This is a genomic window from Mesorhizobium sp. B2-4-1 (assembly GCF_006442185.1).
Classification (GTDB): Bacteria; Pseudomonadota; Alphaproteobacteria; order Rhizobiales; family Rhizobiaceae; genus Mesorhizobium.
Genome location: NZ_VFVN01000003.1, coordinates 523,513 through 541,258, shown reverse-complemented (window position 1 = coordinate 541,258; position 17,746 = coordinate 523,513). Strand labels below are relative to the sequence as shown.

Genomic DNA, 17,746 nt, shown 5'->3' with positions numbered 1-17,746 from the left:
ACGGAATTTCGCCAGGGTCGACCTCCTCCCCGATCCTGACGAATACGGTCACCCCTTACCTCCTCCCAAGGGTTGACCACCAAAACGGCGCCCGCCGCACCTCCTCCCGCGGCGGGCGTTGTTTCCCGGAGCAAAACGAGTTTTGCTCCAGAGGCTTCGCCCCTCTTCAAAATGGCGAAAAGAATTTCGTCAAAGCCGACCTCCTCCCCGGCGATGACGGATAGGCCCGACCTTCACCTCCTCCCGAAGGTTGGCCACCCAAACGGCGCCCGCCGCACCTCCTCCCGCGGCGGGCGTTGTTTCCCCGGAGCAAAACGAATTTTGCTCCAGAGGCTTCGCCCCTTTTCAAACGGCGAAAGGAATTTCGTCAAAGCCGACCTCCTCCCCGGCGATGACGAATACGGTCGGCCTTCACCTCCTCCCGAGGGTCGACCCCCAAAACGACACCCGCCGGACCTCCTCCCCCGGCGGGTGTTGTTGTTTTCAGGGCAGCCTTCGCCTTCGCCGCCGCGGCATGTTCCAGGTGCGGCAATTGCAATCGTCCCGCCAAGCGATTATTCCGGCGCTCATGAGCAAAAAACCTATTCACATCATCGGCGGTGGCCTCGCCGGATCCGAAGCAGCATGGCAGGCAGCCCAAGCCGGCGTTCCCGTTGTGCTGCACGAAATGCGGCCCGTTCGCGGCACAGAGGCGCACAAGACCGACGGCTTGGCCGAACTCGTTTGCTCCAATTCTTTCCGCTCCGACGACGCCGAGAACAACGCCGTCGGTCTTTTGCATGCCGAAATGCGGCTGGCCGGCTCGCTGATCATGAGCGCCGGCGACGCCAACCAGGTGCCGGCCGGCGGGGCGCTGGCCGTGGACCGCGACGGATTTTCCGACGCGGTGACGGCCAGGATCGAGGCACATCCGCTGATCTCCATCCAGCGCGAGGAGGTACCCGGCTTGCCGCCGGTCGAATGGGACCAGGCCATCATCGCCACCGGCCCGCTGACCGCGCCCTCGCTCGCACAGTCGATTGCCGAAGCGACGGGCGCCGATGCGCTCGCCTTCTTCGATGCGATCGCGCCGATCATCCATTTCGACACGATCGACATGGACACCTGCTGGTTCCAGTCCCGCTACGACAAGGTCGGGCCCGGCGGCACCGGCAAGGACTACATCAACTGTCCCTTGGACAAGGACCAGTATCTTGCCTTCGTGCAGGCACTGGTGGAGGGCCAGAAAACAGAATTCAAGCAATGGGAAGGCACGCCCTATTTCGACGGCTGCCTGCCGATCGAGATCATGGCCGAGCGTGGCGTCGAGACGCTGCGCTACGGGCCGATGAAGCCGATGGGCCTCACCAATGCGCACAATCCGACTGTCAAGGCCTACGCCGTCGTGCAACTGCGGCAGGACAATGCGCTGGGCACGCTCTACAACATGGTCGGCTTTCAGACCAAATTGAAGCATGCCGAGCAGGTGCGCATTTTCCGCACGATTCCTGGTCTGGAGAACGCCGAATTCGCCCGCCTCGGCGGCCTCCATCGCAACACCTACATCAACTCGCCGACCTTGCTCGACGCCTCGCTGCAGCTGAAGTCGCGCCCGGGCCTGCGTTTCGCCGGCCAGATCACCGGTTGCGAAGGCTATGTTGAAAGCGCCGCCATCGGCCTGCTCGCCGGCCGCTTCGCCGCTGCCGAGCGGCTCGGCCACGCGCCGTCGCTGCCGCCACTCACCACGGCGTTCGGAGCGCTGCTCAACCACATCACCGGCGGACACATCGTTTCAGACGACGAGCCGGGAAAGCGCTCTTTCCAGCCGATGAACGTCAATTTCGGCCTGTTCCCGCCTGTCGAGGCGGTGAAGATCGAAGGCAAACGCCTGCGCGGCAAGGACAAGACGGTCGCCAAGCGGCATGCGATTACGTCGCGTGCGCTGGGTGATTGCCGGCGATGGCTGGGACTGCCGGCGCAAGCTCAAGCGGCGGAATAGCCTTACTGACTGGCCTTGCCGCGGAAGTAGGATACTATCCCACTCGCCTAGTGGGAGTCATTGCATGGAAACAGCCGAGAAACTGTCCGTCACCGTCACGCCGGCCATGGCGCGCATGATCCGCGAAAAAGTCGAGGACGGTTCCTTCGGCTCGGCAAGCGAAGTCATTCGCGCCGCGCTCCGCGCTTTCCAGCGCGAAGAGGAAGAGCATGCCGAGCGCATGGCGTCGATCCGGGCGCGGGTAAAATCTTCGATTGACGACACAAGGCCGAACCTTTCCGGAAAAGAGGTTCGCGACCAGCTTAAGAAATTCGCTGAGCAATATTCGAGCCGCATTGATGATTCGGCGGCTTGAGGTCGAGTATCGCGAAAGTGCCAGAGACGATCTTACCAACATTTTCAGATACATAGTTGAGTCGGGCGGAAGCCCCAACGCGGCGCTGAAATTCGTGCTTCGAATTGAAGACCGTTGTCAAAACATCGGCAACGCACCTCGTGGCGGTCGCCTGCGCGACGACATCGTGCCGGGACTGCGAACCGTTCCGTTCGAGCACTCCGCCGTCATAGCCTATCTAATCGAGAGCGACATATTCGCATCGTCAACATCTTTTACGGCGGCCGCGACTACGAGACATTGATGCGAGATGGCGGATCGGGCCCTTCCTAGATCGGCCCGAAATAACTACTCGGCCGGCTCGGCACGCGCCGGTCGCAGCCCGGGCTTCCCGGCCTCACCCGGATTTCGCCTGACATAGGCTGCTTTCAGGCTCTCGGAGGTTTCGCGCGAGCCGTCATGGCTCCAGCCGGGTGGCTTGATCAGGTAGTTCAGGCGGTCGCTCAGGGTCAGATCAGGTGCGAAGGCATCCCTGAACATGCCGATCCATTCGTGGAAAGCCACTTTCAGCGGATTGAAGGTGCCAAGATTTTTCACGATTCCGTAGCGCGGGCGGTCCTCTTCCAACTCCTCGACGAAGGTGCCGAACATGCGGTCCCAGATGATCAACGTGCCGGCGTAGTTGGCGTCAAGGTAGCGCGGATTGATGGCGTGGTGGACGCGGTGGTGCGAGGGCGTGTTGAAGACGAATTCGAACCAGCCCCACATCTTGCCGATCGTCTCGGTGTGGATCCAGAACTGCCAGATAAGGTTGAAGCCGAAGGTGAAGGCAATCACCGCCGGATGGAAGCCGAGCAGCACCAGCGGCGCCTGCAGCACGAACATGAAGGTGAACAGGCCCGTCCAGCTCTGCCTGAGTGCCGTCGATAGATTGTAGTGCTGGCTGGAATGGTGGTTGACGTGCTCGGCCCACACCCAGCGCACCCGATGCGCGATGCGGTGGTAGATGTAGTAGCGCAAATCATCGAGCAGGAAGGCCGCCAGGAACACCCAGATCGACAGGCCGAGGTTGAAGAAACGGAACTGCCAGAGCCACAGCAGCGCCCAGTAGGAGACGACGCCGAGCAGCAGCCCGGCGACGACATTGCCGGTGCCCATCATCAGGCTGGTCAGCGTGTCGTGCGTCTCGAACGAGCCCTTGGCCCGGCCGGTGCGCACCAGCCACAGCTCGATCAGGATGGCGGCAACGAAGAACGGGATGGCGAGCTGGGTAACCTGCGGGAAATTGTAATCGCCCATCACGCGGCCTCCTTGGTCGAACTAGGATGCTGCGGCTGAAGAACTCTTAGCACAGCGTGCGCGTCGGCAGCGTTAGCGAAGGTGAAGTGACCGCCTTTCCAGGTGAAATCGGCAAGGCGCAGCACAATCGTGCCGACATCATCTTCGCTGCGTGCCAATACATCGCGCGGCGTGACGATCCGCGTCAGGAAACGATCTCCAATGGCATGGACGATGCCAAGGCGCCCTCGCCTGAGTTCCAGGAACGCGGTTCGGCCATCGGATGTGAGGTGGATGGCGGCCGCCGGTTCATCCGGAAAATCCTCGGCAAAACGCTCTCGCGCCTGCTCTGCATCGGCCAGCCTGGCCTTGCGGCTGCCGCCGGTGAAATGAACGGCGGCGACCGACAACGCGATGCCGAATACGACGATCACGACCAGCACGGGCAGGCTCATGGACAGGCATCTCCTCCAGCCGGCCTGTTGTCTTGGCAACAGTTCCGGTTGAGCGATCCCTTAACACAATTGACGTTTACGTCAAACTGCTGGCCAGCCCACCATGGCGCGACGCAGCATGAGCCAGTGGCGGCGCATGGTCGAGAGTCGCACCGTGCCGTCGAGCGGCGAACCGCGTTCCATTTTCGTCAGGTAGGCTCGCGACAGGACCAGCGGCAGAAAGGCCGGGCGCAGTGAAGCCGGCAAATCCGATGCGCCTTTCTCGAAGACCGAGAGATGCTCCCGCGCCAGCGCGATCATGGCGGCGACGGCGCGCTGCGCACCTGGTCCACCATCGTCGGTGACGAATTCCTCCGGAGACGAACCCGCCGCGGCCAGGATATCGGCCGGAACAAAACACTGTCCGCGACTGCGGTGCAGCGGCAGCAGGAGCAACAGTCCCGTAATCGCCTGCGCGCAACCGGCCCTACCGGCCAGTTCGGCGAAACGTGGCGCCACTCCTGGATCCAGCACCATTGCCGCCAGTTGAATAAGCGCGGCTGCCGTTTCGCCGCAATAGCCTTCGAGATCGGTTCGCGACGGCATCGGGTCGTCATAGAGGTCGAAGATCCGGGCCTCGAGCATATTCTCGAATGCCTGTTTCGGCAGGCCGTACCTGGAAATCGTGGCCTTCAGCACATCCGCGATCGGATGGCCCGTCTCGGACCCTTCGGCTGCGATGACATCGCGCCACCATTGCAACCGCACCTCGCCCGGCAAGGCCTCGCGGATGCGATCCCGAATGCCCGCGATTTCGGCATTGAAGGCGTAGAGCGAAAACAGCGCTTCGCGCTTGTCCGTCGGCGCGTAGAGCGCGCTGAGATAGCGGTCATGGTCGGCGGCGCGCACGGCGCCCATGACGATTTCGCCCTTTTGGTCCACGTCAGTCAACGGCGATCAGCGCGGCGGCTACCGCGCGATCCTCTGCGAGCAGGACATTATATGTCCGCACCGCTGCACCGGTCGCCATCGGGTCGGCGGCTATGCCCGCGGTCTTCAAGGCGGCGCGAAGCCCCGCCGGCAAGGGTCGTAAATCCTTGCCCGTGCCGACCAGCAGGATTTCGATCTTCTCGGCCTGGGCCAGCAGCCGTTCGAAATCCGCCACCGTCAGCGCAGATGGGTCCGCCGGCTCCCAGCCATGGATACCCGACGGCAGGCACAGAAGCGAACCGCGATGCGACATGTCGGCGAAGCGGAAGCCGCCATTGCCATACGCCTCGATAGGGGCGCGGCCGGGGAAATGCGCCTCGCGGATGACGATACCTTTGGCCATCCCTGCCGATCCGCCCTTCGGGTCGCGCGTCAGGTCGCGACCGCCTTGCCGCCGCCGACCGGCTTTTCCTCGTCCGAACTCGTGGCCTGCGGCCGCAGCTTGAATAGGATCAGCAGCGGCGCGGCGATGAAGATCGACGAATAGGTGCCGAAGATGACGCCGAACAGCATTGCCATCGTGAACGAGCGGATCACCTCGCCGCCGAACAGCACCAGTGCCAGGAGCGCCAGGATCGTCGTCACCGAGGTCAGCGTCGTTCGCGACAGCGTCTCGTTGATGGCGTTGTTGAGGAGCTGCGGCAGCGGCATCTTCTTGTATTTCCTGAGATCCTCGCGAACGCGGTCATAGACCACGATCGTGTCGTTCAGCGAGTAGCCGATGATGGTCAGGATCGCCGCCAGCGACGATTGGTTGAACTCCAGCCCGGTTATAACGAAGAAGCCTATGGTCATGACCACGTCATGGACCGTCGCCACGATGGCGCCGACCGCGAACTGCCATTCGAAGCGGAACCAGACATAGATCAGGATACCCACCAGCGCGACCAGCATGGCGATCGTGCCTTGCTTGGCCAGTTCTCCTGACACGGTCGGTCCCACCACCTCGACGCGGCGGAAATCGTAATTGTCCTGCAACTCGCCGCGCACCTTGTCGATGACGGTCTGCTCGGCATTCTCGCCGCCGTCCTGCGTGCCGACACGGATCAGCACGTCGTTCGGCTCGCCGAACTGCTGCACCTGCACTTCGCCGATATTCAGTTCCGAGAGCCTGGCTCTGATGTCGGCAAGATCGGCATTGCCGCTCTTGGACTTCACCTCGATCAGCGATCCGCCCTTGAAATCGATGCCGTAATTGATGTCGACGGTCATGAACAGCACCACCGACAGGACCGACAGCAGGCTCGACAGCGCGAAGGTCCAGCGGCGGATGCCCATGAACGGGATCTTCGTGCCGGGCGGAATGAAGGTCACCGGCGCCCGCGGCAATTCCTTCGGGCGCGCGCGGCGCAGCCAGATGGACACCAGCAGCCGGGTAAAGGTGAAGGCGGTGAACACCGTGGTCAGGATGCCGATGGCGTAGGTGATGGCAAAGCCCTTCACCGGCCCCGTTCCGAGATAGAACAGCACCACGGTCGCGATCAGCGAGGTGACGTTGGAATCGACGATCGTCGCCAGCGCCTTCGAGAAGCCGGTGTCGATCGCCTGGATCACCGAGCGTCCGGCGCGCCGCTCCTCGCGGATGCGCTCATAAATCAGCACGTTGGAATCGACGGCCATGCCGATGGTCAGCACGATACCGGCAATGCCTGGCAAGGTCAGTGTCGCGCCAAGCAGCGACAGCAGTCCGACGATCATCGCCACGTGCACCGCCAGCGCGATGTTGGCGAGGAAGCCGAGGAAGCCGTAGGCGACGAACATGAAGGCGACGACAAGGATAGAGCCGATGATGCCGGCGACCTTGCCGGCATGGATCGAATCTTGGCCGAGGCCCGGACCCACCGTGCGCTCCTCGATCACGGTCAGCTTTGCCGGCAGCGCGCCTGCGCGCAGCAGGACCGCGAGGTCATTGGCGCTCTCGGCCGTGAAATTGCCTGAGATCTGGCCGCTGCCGCCCAGGATCGGCTCGCGGATCTGCGGCGCCGAAATCACCTGGTTGTCGAGGATGATGGCGAACAGCTTGCCGACATTCTGCGATGTCGCCTGCCCGAACCGTGTCGCGCCGCGCGAGTTGAAGGTGAAGGAAACCACCGGCTCGTTGGTCTGCGAGTTGTAGGTTGCGGTCGCTTTGGAGAGGTCTTCGCCGGAAACGATGACGCGGTTTTCGATCAGGTAGGGAACCGGCGGATCGTCCTGCGAATAGAGGATCGATGAACCGGCCGGCGGACGGCCCTTCAGCGCATCCTGCACCGGCATAGACTGGTCCACCATCTGGAAGGTCAGCTTGGCGGTCTGGCCGATGATTTCCTTCAGCCTTTGCGGGTCCTGCAAACCGGGCACCTGCACCAGAATGCGGTCGTCGCCCTGCCGCTGCACGATCGGTTCGGTGGTGCCGAGTTCGTTGACGCGGCGTTCGACGACTTCGATCGACTGTGCCAACGCAGCCGACGTGCGATATTTTATGCCGGCGTCGGTGACGGTGAATTTGAGCAGGCCGGGCTCGGAATCATCCAGCGCCATCTCCTGGACGGAGCCGCCGGTGAACAGGCTGGCGGCGACCGGATCGGTCAGCGGCTTCAGTGCCGTCTTGGCCGCATCGAGCTGGTTCGGGTCCTGTATGCGGACCTGTACGGTCCTGCCCGTGCCCGCCAGGCCGGTATAGCCTATCTTGGCCTCGCGCAGCAGTGTCCGGATCTCGTCACGCGTCGTCTCCAGCTGCGCCTTCACCAGATCGTTCTGATCCATCTGGAGCAGGATGTGCGAGCCGCCCTGCAGGTCGAGGCCGAGCGTCATCTGCCGCTTGGGCACCCAGCTCGGAAGCTGCGCCAGCGTGCTTGCGGGAATGAGATTGGGCGCGGCGAGGACCACTGTGGCGGCCACGGCCAGCCAGATCAGGATCATCTTGAAGCGCGAGAAATAAAGCATCAGTTCTTATCCGTTCAGGCGTACAAGCGGCAGCATTCCGCCATCGGTTCGGTTCGCGGGCCCGTTTCTCATTCTGAGCACGGCCGGCCCTATCGTGCTTCTTCAGCGATTGTCAATCTTGCCGGCAATGGGCCGGTTCGCAACAGCATGGCGACGGTGTTGGCTTCCCGGACCGTGAAATTGCCCGAGACTTGACCGTAACCACCATCGATGGGCTCGCGAATGACAGGTGCTGAAATCACGTGGTCATCCAGGATCACAGCCAATGGCTTGCCCACATTTTGCGTTGTAACCTGTTTGAACCGTGCCGCGCCTTTGGCGTCAAACCGGATTATGACAACCGGCTGGTCATTTTGCTGCCCACTGTAAGTTGGGCGGGCGTCGAGCACGTCCTTATCCGAGAGGATGACCCGATTCTCGACCAGGTAAGGAACCGGCGGATCGTCCTGCGTATACACCACCAGCGAGCCAACAGGCGGGGAACCGCTGATCGCATCGTTCACCGGCATCGAAAGGTCAACCAAATGGAAGCTCAGGCGACCAGGCCGGGTGAGAATTTTTTCCAGCGTTTGCCGATCGGCGATGTCTGACGTCTGAACAAGTATGCCGTCTTGGTCCGCTGGTTGGGCCACCGTGCCGGCGACACGCAGATCTTGGAGACGATTTTTGATGACCTTAATCGACTGAGAAATCGCGTTAGAGGTCTGATACTTCAAACCCGCATCCGTCAGCGTGAATTTGAGCAAGCCGGCTTTGCCGGAATCCAGCGTCATTTCCTGAACGCGGCTGTCCGGGGCAACATCCGTTACCCTCTTGAGCGCTGTCTTTGCCGCCTCAAGCTGAGCCGGATTCGTGATGCGCACCTGCAAGGTCCTGCCCGACACAGCAAGCCCCGTGTAGCCGATCCTGGCCTCCATCAGAAGCGCCCGGACATCGCCACGCGCAATCTTCAGCCGGCCGTCGATCACATCAGCCACCACCAGATGGAGCAGGAGATGCGAACCGTCTTGGCCTGCTCGAACGACTGCCGGACTATCGGCAGGCCGTTCGGGCCGCATGGCATGCGGACTGGCGGCGGAAAGGCTGGACGCGTCCAAGACGGTCATCGTGGCTACGGCAAGCCACGTCAGCATCATCTTCAGGCGCCAAAAATGAGACATATGCCGTCGCTTGTCAGGGCCCCGTCCGCGGATCGCTCCGCCTGGAATTTGGTTATTTCTTGGCGTTCTGGTTCGCTACCGGCTCGCCCTTGACGCGCACGTCGGCGATCGTCGAGCGCAACGCCGTCACCTTCGTGCCGCCACCGAGGTCGATCTCGAGCTCATGGTCGTCGATCACCTTGGTCACCTTGCCGACGAAGCCGCCGCCGGTGACGACCGTGTCGCCGCGGCGCACGGCCGCCAGCATCTCGCCGCGCTTCTTCAGCTGCGTGCGCTGCGGCCGGATGATGAGAAAATACATGATCACGAAGATCAGGACGAACGGCAAAATGCTGATGAACATGTCGGGAGAAGCCCCAATGCCTTGGGCATATGCCGGTGTCACGAACATCGAGGTACTCCTGAATTTTGAAAACAGCCGCCAAACGGTTCAGTGGATTTGGCAGCCCCGCGAAATTTGGCCGGAATATAGTCGGTAAAGTTGCCAATGCAACTGCGTGGCCGGGCAAATCGGCTGCTTTTCCGGCCTGTTCACCCGTGTTAGAGCATGACCGCGAAAAGCGCGAGCGGGTTTTCGCAAAAGATCGCGCTGTAACAAACGGTTGCAGCGAGTTTCGAAACCGTCGGGATCGAACCCGGCCACACCTTCCCTCGCGGAACCAGAGCAAAAGACCTGAGATGACCGATACCAGCATCGACGCATTGAACCAGAAACTCGACCGCCTGATCGAGGCGGTCAGCCGCCTCGCCCCGCCGCCTGTGCCCGTAACCGACCTTGGCGGAGCCGATTGCTTCGTCTGGCAGGCGGATCCGGGTTATCTGGAGCCGGTGCGCAAGGTGAACCGCGTCGACATCGGCCTGATCCGCGGCGTCGACCGCGTGCGCGACATCCTCGTCGACAACACGGAGCGCTTCGCCTCCGGCTATGCCGCCAACAACGTGCTTTTGTGGGGGGCGCGCGGCATGGGCAAATCGTCGCTGGTCAAGGCCGTGCATGCCGCAATCAACGCCTCGCCGAAACTCGACCGCCCGCTCAAGCTGATAGAGATCCATCGGGAGGACATCGATACGCTGCCGAAGCTGATGACGCTGCTGAAGGCCGCGCCTTACCGCTTCATCCTGTTTTGCGACGACCTCTCCTTCGACCATGACGATACCTCCTACAAATCGTTGAAGGCAGCACTCGAAGGCGGCGTCGAAGGCCGCCCGGCCAATGTCATTTTCTACGCCACGTCGAACCGCCGCCATCTTCTGCCGCGAGACATGATCGACAATGAGCGCTCCACCGCCATCAATCCGTCCGAGGCGGTCGAGGAGAAGGTTTCGCTCTCCGATCGCTTCGGCTTATGGCTCGGCTTCCACAAATGTTCGCAGGACGAATATCTCGAAATGGTCAACGGCTACGCCAGCCATCATGGGCTCGACATCGACCCCGGGCAGTTGCGCGCCGAGGCGCTGGAATGGGCGACGACACGCGGCAGCCGCTCGGGCCGCGTCGCCTGGCAGTTCACGCAGGACCTGGCTGGCCGGCTCGGCAAGCCGTTGAGAGACTAGGCGGGGTACAACGGGTGGGCAGGAGCCGGTCACAAACTTCGTGGCCGACCCCGTCCGTGGACGCCGGGTTGTCTATATCGTGTTCATTCCCGCACAGGCTTTATGCTTCCCAGGACCATCGGAATATCGGTTTGTATCCCTAGTGCGTCAGTCGCCCAGGCCTGCATTTCTGGTGAAGCATCACCTGATTTCAGGATGGAAATGGCCAGCTTGGACATGTCTGTGGGCGGTTTGGTATTGATCACCGCATAGGAGAAATAACCGGCCAGAACGGCACTTGCGATCGAAATGACCGGTGCAACAATTAAAGCAGTTGCTCGCACATGCGATTGCCAGCGATGCGTTGGGCTGGCGGACGGAAGTTCATCCTCTTCGACAGATTCAATCATTCCACTCTCCTTGCAGAGCGTCGAGAATGACTTTCCTCTACATTAGTTAAAATGCAGATAACCGCTTTTCTGACGGCGGCCCTGGTTTTGGAACGACGACATACATTGAGATTGCGACGTGCATCCCGCGACCAACTGAAAAAGCCCGCTCCTTGCGGGGCGGGCTGAGCCGGCGGGCCGGACTGGAGGTCAGGCGGCCCGCAAATCGCTTTTTTTATTCTATTCGAAATAGCCCCGACTATTCGAGATAGCCGGAGGGATCGACCGGGGCCGAGTTCTTGCGCACTTCGAAGTGCAGCTTCGGCGAGTCCGTCGTGCCGCTCATACCCGACAGCGCGATCTCCTGGCCGCGCTTGACCTTCTGGCCGCGCTGGACCTCGATCGAGCTGGCGTGACCGTAGACGGTGACCAGGCCATTCTCGTGCCGCACCAGCACCGTATTGCCGAATTCCTTGAGGCCATCGCCAGCATAGATGACGACGCCGTTCTCGGCCGCCTTGACCGGCGTGCCCGCCGGCACGGCGATGTCGACGCCGTCCTTGCCGGAACCGAAGCCGGAAATGACGCGGCCGCGCACCGGCCAGCGCATCTTGCCTATGCCGGTGGCGTCCGGCGCCACAGCGTCGTCATCCTCGGCCTGCTGGATGACCTTGGCGTCCTTCTTCGGCGGCGTGTAGGAAGCCAGCGTTTGCGACGGCGTCGTCTTGGCCGTCGGCTGCGTCGTGGCTGTCGTCACCGGGTCCACCGCCGCAGGCTTTGCGGCGGCCACCGTGGCCGTTCCGCCGGCCGGCACCTTCAGCGTCTGGCCGATCTTCAGCAAGCCGTCCTGCATGCCGTTTGCCTGCTTGATGGCGACAACGCCGACACCGGTCTTCCTGGCGATCGAGGAAAGCGTATCGCCCGACTGCACCGTATAGGCACCGGCGCCGGCCTTGGGCGCGGCGGCGGCCATTTGCGGCGCGGGCTTGTTGTCCTTGGGCTTGTTCGCCGCGGCCGAAGCATCGACCTGCGCGGCTGACTTGCCCTCCTTGAGCTTCGGCTGCTGCGGCAGCACGGCGACCTTTTCCGGCGCGGTGGCCGGCAAGTCGCGCTTGCCGTTGGCTGGCTTGGCGTCGGCAACCCTGGGCTCGGCCTTGCTGGAATAGGCGTAGGCCGGAATGATGATCTTCTGGCCGGTCTTCAGCCCCTTGGTCGCGCTCAGCCCGTTGACCTTCATGATCACGTCGGCCGGCACCTTGTAGTGCTGCGCCAGCCCGGAGATCGTTTCACCGTCCCTGACGACGATTTCGGTGGCATGCGCCGTGCCGGCTGCCTTGGCGTCGGGCTGGGCATCCTTGAAGGGCTTGGCCGCGGGAGCAACCGTGCCGGTCGCCGTCCGGTCGACATGCGGTGCCGGGCGCACCAGAGCGGGCGCCGATGCAACACGCACCGGATTGGCGGCGGGTGCCAGCGCGGGAGCGGGCTGCGCCTGGGCGACCGGTGGCGGCAGCGGCCGCGTCGACACCGGTTCGAGGCTGGAGCGGCTGACCGACTGCGTGTGGCTGCCATCGAGCGGCGCGGCCGCGACATCCCCCGGATAGGGCTGCTGCACGGCATCCTGCTTGTTGATGATGGCGCGCTGATTGTTTGTCGAGGAGGTGAAGACGTCGTCGACGCCGTTGAACCGCGACACTTGCGAGCTGCACCCAGCCGCAGCACCCGCGATCATGAGAACAGCGCAGCCCCGCGCCAAATTGCGACTGTTTGCCTTCAAAACACTGAGTTGCATCGCACTAACCCGCACAAACTCTGCACCAACTGGACAGGATTAAAGCGCGTTAATGTTACTGGTCGGTTAACCCCTTAGAATCAGACGCAAATTTTCTTAAAATATTTGGGGGCCGCCCAGACTGCCCATATAGAGGCACGCGCAGCCGCCGTTGCAGGCCGGCTGACATGGACAATCCCTAGATAACGGCCGCCAGGCTGCGCAATACCGGCTGCAGGCGCACGAGGCCGATATCCTCGCGCTCGAAACGGCTGCCGACCTTGGTGAGCTTGGCCAGCACCTGCTCGCCCTCCTCCGGTCCGATCGGCGCGATCACGATGCCGCCGCTCGACAACTGGTCGAGCAGGAAACGCGGCAGGCTGTCGAAGGCGGCCCAGGCGACGATCCGGTCGAACGGGCCTTCTGCGGCCAAACCGGAGGAACCATCCACCTGGCGCGCGATGACGTTGCCGATGCCGAGCGCCTCGAAGCGCTGCCGCGCCTGTTCGACCAGCGTCTTGTAGCGGTCGATGGTGACAACCCGGCCTGACAGGCGCGACATCACCGCTGCCGTATAACCGGAGCCGGTACCGATCTCGAGCACGCGATTCCCGACTTCGATGGCGAGTGCGGCGATCACCGCCGCCTGCATGTCCGCGCCCTCGATCGCTTCGCCGCATTCGATCGGCAGCATGCGGTCCGACCAGGCGATGGAATGGAATTGGGCGGCCAGGAAGCCGCGCCGCGGTGTCGCCTCGAAGGCCGCGATCAGCGCCTTCGGCACGGTCCCCCTGCCGCGCAGGCGCAGCAGGAAGGCGGCAAATCCTTCTCGGTCATCGATCGGCAGGTTCATGCAAGGGCCTTGCTCAGCTGGTCACGAATCTCATGCGCGGTGAGGTCGAGCTGCAGCGGCGTCACCGACACCAGGCGATTGCGCAGCGCAAAAAGGTCGGTGCCCTGCTTGCCCTCGACGGGTTCGCGGCCGAAGCGCAGCCAGTAGTACGGCAGCCCGCGCCCGTCGCGGCGTTCCTCGACCCACAGGCTGTGTACGAGCTTGCCCTGCGAGGTGACCACCGTGCCGGCGACCTCTTCAGGCAGGCAGTTCGGAAAATTGACGTTGAGCAGCACGCCGTCCGGCAGCGGCGTCGCGACGAGTTTCTTGAGCAGCGCCGGCGCCAGCGCCTCGGTGGTCTCGTAGGGAACGACGCGGTCCTCGCCGATAGTGCTGTAGCCCTGGCTGAGCGCGATCGAGCGTATGCCGAGCAACGCGCCCTCCATCGCGCCGGCGACGGTTCCCGAATAGGTGACGTCGTCAGCGATGTTGGCGCCGGAATTGATGCCCGACAGGATCAGGTCGGGCGCGCCGGGCAGGATCTTCTTCACGCCCATGATGACGCAGTCGGTCGGCGTGCCGCGCACGGCAAAGTGCTTCTCGCCGATTTTCCTCAGCCGCAGCGGCTCCGAGATCGACAGCGAGTGCGCATAGCCGGACTGGTCCTGCTCCGGCGCCACCACCCAGACATCGTCGGACAATGTGCGCGCGACGCGCTCGAGCGACGCCAGGCCCTCGGCATGAATGCCGTCGTCATTGGTCAGGAGAATACGCATTATTTCGATTCGATCTTTTCCAGCCCGCCCATATAAGGCCGCAGCACTTCAGGAATGGTTACGCTGCCATCCTCGTTCTGGTAGTTTTCGATGACGGCGATAAGTGCGCGCCCGACAGCCGTGCCTGAGCCGTTCAGCGTATGGACGAAGCGGTTGCCCTTGCCGTCCTTGTCCTTGTAGCGGGCTTCCATGCGCCTGGCCTGGAAATCGCCGCAGACAGAGCAGGACGAGATTTCGCGATAGGCGTTCTGGCCGGGCAGCCACACCTCGATGTCATAGGTTTTTCGCGCGCCAAAACCCATGTCCCCGGTGCACAGCACCATGGTGCGGAACGGCAATTCAAGCCGCTTCAGCACTTCCTCGGCACACTCGGTCATCCGCTCATGCTCGGCGAGCGACGACTCCTGATCGGTGATCGACACCAACTCGACCTTGTAGAATTGGTGCTGGCGCAGCATGCCGCGCGTGTCGCGCCCTGCCGAGCCGGCCTCCGAGCGGAAGCACGGCGTCAGCGCGGTGTAGCGCAGCGGCAGTTTCTCATGGGCGGTGATCTCCTCGCGCACGAGGTTGGTGAGCGGCACTTCGGCGGTGGGGATGAGGCCAAGCCTGCCGTCCCCATGCGGGGTGAAGAACAGATCCTCCTCGAATTTCGGCAGCTGGTTGGTGCCGAAAAGAACATCGTCCTTGACCATCAGCGGCGGGATGACTTCCTCATAGCCATGCTCGGTCGTGTGCAGGTCGAGCATGAACTGGCCGATCGCGCGTTCCATCCGCGCCAGCCCGCTCTTCAGCACGGTGAAGCGCGAGCCGGAAAGTTTCGCGGCGCGCTCGAAATCCATCATGCCGAGCGCTTCGCCGATCTCGAAATGCTCCTTCACCCAGTTCGGGCGGGTAGGCACCTTGCCGACGATATGCTTGACCACGTTGTCATGTTCGTCCTTGCCGACCGGCACATCGTCGAGCGGCACGTTGGGCAGCACCGCCAGCGCGTCGTTCAGCGCCTTGTCGAGCTCGCGCTCGCGCGCCTCGCCGTTCTGGATGAAGGTTTTTATCTCGCCGACTTCGGCTTTCAGTTTTTCGGCAAGGGCGGCATCGCCCGAACGCATGGCATTGCCGATCTCTTTCGAGGCGGCGTTGCGGCGTTCCTGCTTGGTCTGCAGCTCGGTAACATGTTCGCGCCGCGCCTCGTCCCTGGCGATCAGGTCATCGACGGTGGACTGCGCTTCCTCGACCGACCACGAGCGCTTGACCAGCGCCTCGACAAGGGCCTTCGGGTTGTCGCGAATCCATTTGATGTCAAGCATGGTCTGAAAGCTCCTGCGGTAGCTTGCCGCCAAAGCGCGCGGCGGTTTGCGCTACGATATGCTCCAAGAATATAGCCTGAAACGCATCGTCGGTTTCGCGATGCGTTTCAGGCCAGAGGGGGTAAACCGCATCTCTGATCGATGCAAGATCGGGCTTGCGGACGGCAGGGGCCGCGAGCCCGCTTTCGAGTGGTGAGGGATAGCGCGACAGTCCAGAAATAAAAAACCCGCCTCGGCGGCGGGTCGTTGGCGCAAATCAGCACCATAACCGAATATGTACCATAGCGGCGGGCACCAAGTCAAGAAAAAATTCCTATCGGCACCGGGCCGCGCACCGATTCCGAGGCCGGCAGCCCGCAGGGGCGACGCGCCTGCCCTATGTGGAGGATGCGTCTGCCGGCTTTTCCGCCACCTCTTCCTCGGATTGCTGCTTCTCCCGCGCCAGGCGCTCGCGCTCCTGGCTGCGTTCAATCATCCGCGCCGACCAGATGGCGACCTCGTAGAGCAGGATGGTCGGGATGGCGAGGCCGATCTGGCTCATCGGGTCGGGCGGCGTCAGCACCGCCGCGACGACGAAGGCGATGACGATCGCCCATTTGCGCTTCTCGGCCAGCGCCTTGGATGACAGCATGCCGACGCGCGTCATCAGGCTGGTCACCACCGGCAGTTGGAATACCAGGCCGAAGGAGAAGATCAGCGTCATGATCAGGCTGAGATATTCCGACACCTTCGGCAGCAGCGAAATCTGCACCTGGTCGTTGGTGCCCGACTGCTGCATGGCGAGGAAAAACCACATCACCATCGGCGTGAAGAAGAAATAGACCAGCGAGGCGCCCATCAGGAACAGGATTGGCGACGCGATCAGGAACGGCAGGAAGGCGTTGCGTTCGTTCTTGTAGAGGCCGGGCGCGATGAACTTGTAGATCTGCGTGGCGATCAGCGGAAAGGCGATCACCATGCCGCCGAACATGGCGAGCTTGACCTGCGTGAAGAAGAATTCCTGCGGCGCGGTATAGATCAGCTCGACCTTGTGCGGGTCGAGCCCCGCCCATTGCGTCGCCCATTTGAATGGCACGACAAGTAGGTTGAACAGCTTCTTGGCGAAGAAGAAGCAGACCAGGAACGCGGCGAAGAAGCCGCCGAGCGACCAGATCAGTCGGCGGCGCAACTCGATGAGATGCTCCATCAGCGGCGCCGAGGATTTCTCGATCTCGTCCTTTTCCTTGTCCGAAACGCTCACTTGGCGGCTCCCGCCGTCTTTTTGGCCACTGGCTTCTTCGCTGGAGCCGGTTTCGCCTCGGCCTTGGTCGTCGCCGCCTTGGCTGCTGCCGGTTTGGCAGCCTTTGACGCCGCCACGGGCTTCGCCGGCGCTTTGGGTGCTGGCGCGGGTTTGGCGGTCGCCGCTTTCGCAGGCGTGGAAGCTTTCGCGCCGTTCGCCGAAGCCTTGGCGGGCTTGGCCGCTTTCCCTGCCGCAGGTGTCTTTGGCGCCAGCTCTGTCGGCGCTGAGGACGCCACCACCGATTCATCGGTCATGACTGGGAAGATCGGCGCGGCCGGCGCGGTATCGGGTTCAGTGGGCCCCGGCATGGTGGTCGCGCCGTTCTTCAACGGTTCGGCCGCCTGCGGCACCGAGCCGGCGGGCGCTGCCGTATCGACGGCCGGCTTCGGCTTCATCGCCGCGTCGACGCCGGAACGTACATCGGCGGCCGCCTGCTCGAACGGATTGAGCTGTTTCCTGATCTCGGCAACCGGGCTGAGCCCCCTTAGCTCGTCGACCGATTTCTTGACGTCGTCGAGCTCCGCTTCCTTCAGCGCCTCGTTGAACTGCTTCTGGAAATCGGCCGCCATGGCACGCAGCTTCGCCGTCGTGCGGCCGAAGGTGCGCAGCATGTTGGGCAAATCCTTCGGCCCGACGACCACGATCATAACGATCGCGATCACCAGCATTTCGGTCCAGCCGACTTCAAACATGGCTATCCGTTCCGACTAATGCATGCCGCCCAAAAGTGCGAAGCGGTTCTGGGACAACGACACGCACAAAAGCA

18 protein-coding genes are annotated in these 17,746 nt (G+C 62.7%); 4 read left to right on the top strand and 14 right to left on the bottom strand.

The window, feature by feature from the left end; all coding sequences use genetic code 11:
• Nucleotides 1-568 precede the first annotated feature (568 nt).
• From trmFO to FJ949_RS11145, 3 genes are all read left to right on the top strand, one after another.
• Nucleotides 569-1,978: a methylenetetrahydrofolate--tRNA-(uracil(54)-C(5))-methyltransferase (FADH(2)-oxidizing) TrmFO gene (trmFO, locus tag FJ949_RS11155; RefSeq protein WP_140495780.1), complete on the top strand. Its 1,410-nt coding sequence runs from the start codon at nt 569-571 to the stop codon at nt 1,976-1,978.
• Nucleotides 1,979-2,042: 64 nt separating this feature from the next.
• Nucleotides 2,043-2,333 (top strand): type II toxin-antitoxin system ParD family antitoxin, encoded by a 291-nt coding sequence (locus FJ949_RS11150; RefSeq protein WP_140495779.1) that lies wholly within the window; start codon nt 2,043-2,045, stop codon nt 2,331-2,333.
• Nucleotides 2,317-2,616, top strand: a complete 300-nt coding sequence (locus FJ949_RS11145) for a type II toxin-antitoxin system RelE/ParE family toxin (RefSeq protein WP_318013628.1) — start codon at nt 2,317-2,319, stop codon at nt 2,614-2,616. Before FJ949_RS11150 ends, FJ949_RS11145 begins: the two co-directional genes overlap by 17 nt.
• A gap of 44 nt (nt 2,617-2,660) precedes the next feature.
• On the opposite strand, the gene FJ949_RS11140 is transcribed toward FJ949_RS11145, so the two are convergent.
• From FJ949_RS11140 to yajC, 7 genes are all read right to left on the bottom strand, one after another.
• Nucleotides 2,661-3,611, bottom strand: coding sequence for a sterol desaturase family protein (locus FJ949_RS11140; RefSeq protein WP_181165330.1), 951 nt, complete (start codon nt 3,609-3,611; stop codon nt 2,661-2,663).
• Nucleotides 3,611-4,045 (bottom strand): type II secretion system protein, encoded by a 435-nt coding sequence (locus FJ949_RS11135; protein WP_140495777.1) that lies wholly within the window; start codon nt 4,043-4,045, stop codon nt 3,611-3,613. Before FJ949_RS11135 ends, FJ949_RS11140 begins: the two co-directional genes overlap by 1 nt.
• 81 nt (nt 4,046-4,126) lie before the next feature.
• Nucleotides 4,127-4,942, bottom strand: a complete 816-nt coding sequence (locus FJ949_RS11130; RefSeq protein ID WP_140495880.1) for a phytoene/squalene synthase family protein — start codon at nt 4,940-4,942, stop codon at nt 4,127-4,129.
• 25 nt (nt 4,943-4,967) lie between these two features.
• Nucleotides 4,968-5,357, bottom strand: a complete 390-nt coding sequence (locus FJ949_RS11125) for an Mth938-like domain-containing protein (RefSeq protein WP_140495776.1) — start codon at nt 5,355-5,357, stop codon at nt 4,968-4,970.
• A 29-nt stretch (nt 5,358-5,386) separates the two neighbouring features.
• On the bottom strand, nt 5,387-7,939 hold the full coding sequence (secDF, locus tag FJ949_RS11120) for a protein translocase subunit SecDF (RefSeq protein ID WP_140495775.1): 2,553 nt from the start codon (nt 7,937-7,939) through the stop codon (nt 5,387-5,389).
• 89 nt (nt 7,940-8,028) lie between these two features.
• On the bottom strand, nt 8,029-9,099 hold the full coding sequence (locus tag FJ949_RS11115; protein WP_140495774.1) for a hypothetical protein: 1,071 nt from the start codon (nt 9,097-9,099) through the stop codon (nt 8,029-8,031).
• A gap of 52 nt (nt 9,100-9,151) precedes the next feature.
• Nucleotides 9,152-9,490: a preprotein translocase subunit YajC gene (gene yajC, locus FJ949_RS11110; protein ID WP_140495773.1), complete on the bottom strand. Its 339-nt coding sequence runs from the start codon at nt 9,488-9,490 to the stop codon at nt 9,152-9,154.
• Nucleotides 9,491-9,777: 287 nt separating this feature from the next.
• On the opposite strand from yajC, the gene FJ949_RS11105 reads away from it, so the two are divergent.
• Nucleotides 9,778-10,653 carry an ATP-binding protein gene (locus tag FJ949_RS11105; protein WP_140495772.1) on the top strand — a complete coding sequence of 292 codons (876 nt, stop codon included), beginning with the start codon at nt 9,778-9,780 and terminating at the stop codon, nt 10,651-10,653.
• Between the two features lie 83 nt (nt 10,654-10,736).
• Here the strand turns inward: FJ949_RS11105 and FJ949_RS11100 are convergent, their stop codons facing one another.
• The 7 genes from FJ949_RS11100 to tatB form a co-directional block, all read right to left on the bottom strand.
• On the bottom strand, nt 10,737-11,042 hold the full coding sequence (locus tag FJ949_RS11100; RefSeq protein WP_140495771.1) for a hypothetical protein: 306 nt from the start codon (nt 11,040-11,042) through the stop codon (nt 10,737-10,739).
• Between the two features lie 238 nt (nt 11,043-11,280).
• On the bottom strand, nt 11,281-12,810 hold the full coding sequence (locus FJ949_RS11095; protein WP_140495770.1) for a LysM peptidoglycan-binding domain-containing M23 family metallopeptidase: 1,530 nt from the start codon (nt 12,808-12,810) through the stop codon (nt 11,281-11,283).
• Nucleotides 12,811-12,988: 178 nt separating this feature from the next.
• Nucleotides 12,989-13,642, bottom strand: a complete 654-nt coding sequence (locus FJ949_RS11090; protein WP_140495769.1) for a protein-L-isoaspartate(D-aspartate) O-methyltransferase — start codon at nt 13,640-13,642, stop codon at nt 12,989-12,991.
• Nucleotides 13,639-14,397, bottom strand: a complete 759-nt coding sequence (gene surE, locus FJ949_RS11085; protein WP_140495768.1) for a 5'/3'-nucleotidase SurE — start codon at nt 14,395-14,397, stop codon at nt 13,639-13,641. The genes FJ949_RS11090 and surE overlap by 4 nt, the downstream gene beginning before the upstream one ends.
• Complete coding sequence (serS, locus tag FJ949_RS11080; protein ID WP_140495767.1) at nt 14,397-15,701, bottom strand: serine--tRNA ligase; 1,305 nt, start codon at nt 15,699-15,701, stop codon at nt 14,397-14,399. Before serS ends, surE begins: the two co-directional genes overlap by 1 nt.
• A 376-nt stretch (nt 15,702-16,077) precedes the next feature.
• On the bottom strand, nt 16,078-16,941 hold the full coding sequence (gene tatC, locus FJ949_RS11075; RefSeq protein WP_140495766.1) for a twin-arginine translocase subunit TatC: 864 nt from the start codon (nt 16,939-16,941) through the stop codon (nt 16,078-16,080).
• On the bottom strand, nt 16,938-17,672 hold the full coding sequence (gene tatB / locus FJ949_RS11070) for a Sec-independent protein translocase protein TatB (RefSeq protein ID WP_140495765.1): 735 nt from the start codon (nt 17,670-17,672) through the stop codon (nt 16,938-16,940). Before tatB ends, tatC begins: the two co-directional genes overlap by 4 nt.
• Nucleotides 17,673-17,746 lie beyond the last annotated feature (74 nt).

Bases quoted from the DNA above. Each gene is read 5' to 3' on its own strand.
- trmFO (WP_140495780.1), top strand. From the start codon at position 569: ATGAGCAAAAAACCTATTCACATCATCGGCGGTGGCCTCGCCGGATCC.
- FJ949_RS11150 (WP_140495779.1), top strand. From the start codon at position 2,043: ATGGAAACAGCCGAGAAACTGTCCGTCACCGTCACGCCGGCCATGGCG.
- FJ949_RS11145 (WP_318013628.1), top strand. From the start codon at position 2,317: ATGATTCGGCGGCTTGAGGTCGAGTATCGCGAAAGTGCCAGAGACGAT.
- FJ949_RS11140 (WP_181165330.1), bottom strand. From the start codon at position 3,611: ATGGGCGATTACAATTTCCCGCAGGTTACCCAGCTCGCCATCCCGTTC.
- FJ949_RS11135 (WP_140495777.1), bottom strand. From the start codon at position 4,045: ATGAGCCTGCCCGTGCTGGTCGTGATCGTCGTATTCGGCATCGCGTTG.
- FJ949_RS11130 (WP_140495880.1), bottom strand. From the start codon at position 4,942: ATGGGCGCCGTGCGCGCCGCCGACCATGACCGCTATCTCAGCGCGCTC.
- FJ949_RS11125 (WP_140495776.1), bottom strand. From the start codon at position 5,357: ATGGCCAAAGGTATCGTCATCCGCGAGGCGCATTTCCCCGGCCGCGCC.
- secDF (WP_140495775.1), bottom strand. From the start codon at position 7,939: ATGCTTTATTTCTCGCGCTTCAAGATGATCCTGATCTGGCTGGCCGTG.
- FJ949_RS11115 (WP_140495774.1), bottom strand. From the start codon at position 9,099: ATGTCTCATTTTTGGCGCCTGAAGATGATGCTGACGTGGCTTGCCGTA.
- yajC (WP_140495773.1), bottom strand. From the start codon at position 9,490: ATGTTCGTGACACCGGCATATGCCCAAGGCATTGGGGCTTCTCCCGAC.
- FJ949_RS11105 (WP_140495772.1), top strand. From the start codon at position 9,778: ATGACCGATACCAGCATCGACGCATTGAACCAGAAACTCGACCGCCTG.
- FJ949_RS11100 (WP_140495771.1), bottom strand. From the start codon at position 11,042: ATGATTGAATCTGTCGAAGAGGATGAACTTCCGTCCGCCAGCCCAACG.
- FJ949_RS11095 (WP_140495770.1), bottom strand. From the start codon at position 12,810: ATGCAACTCAGTGTTTTGAAGGCAAACAGTCGCAATTTGGCGCGGGGC.
- FJ949_RS11090 (WP_140495769.1), bottom strand. From the start codon at position 13,642: ATGAACCTGCCGATCGATGACCGAGAAGGATTTGCCGCCTTCCTGCTG.
- surE (WP_140495768.1), bottom strand. From the start codon at position 14,397: ATGCGTATTCTCCTGACCAATGACGACGGCATTCATGCCGAGGGCCTG.
- serS (WP_140495767.1), bottom strand. From the start codon at position 15,701: ATGCTTGACATCAAATGGATTCGCGACAACCCGAAGGCCCTTGTCGAG.
- tatB (WP_140495765.1), bottom strand. From the start codon at position 17,672: ATGTTTGAAGTCGGCTGGACCGAAATGCTGGTGATCGCGATCGTTATG.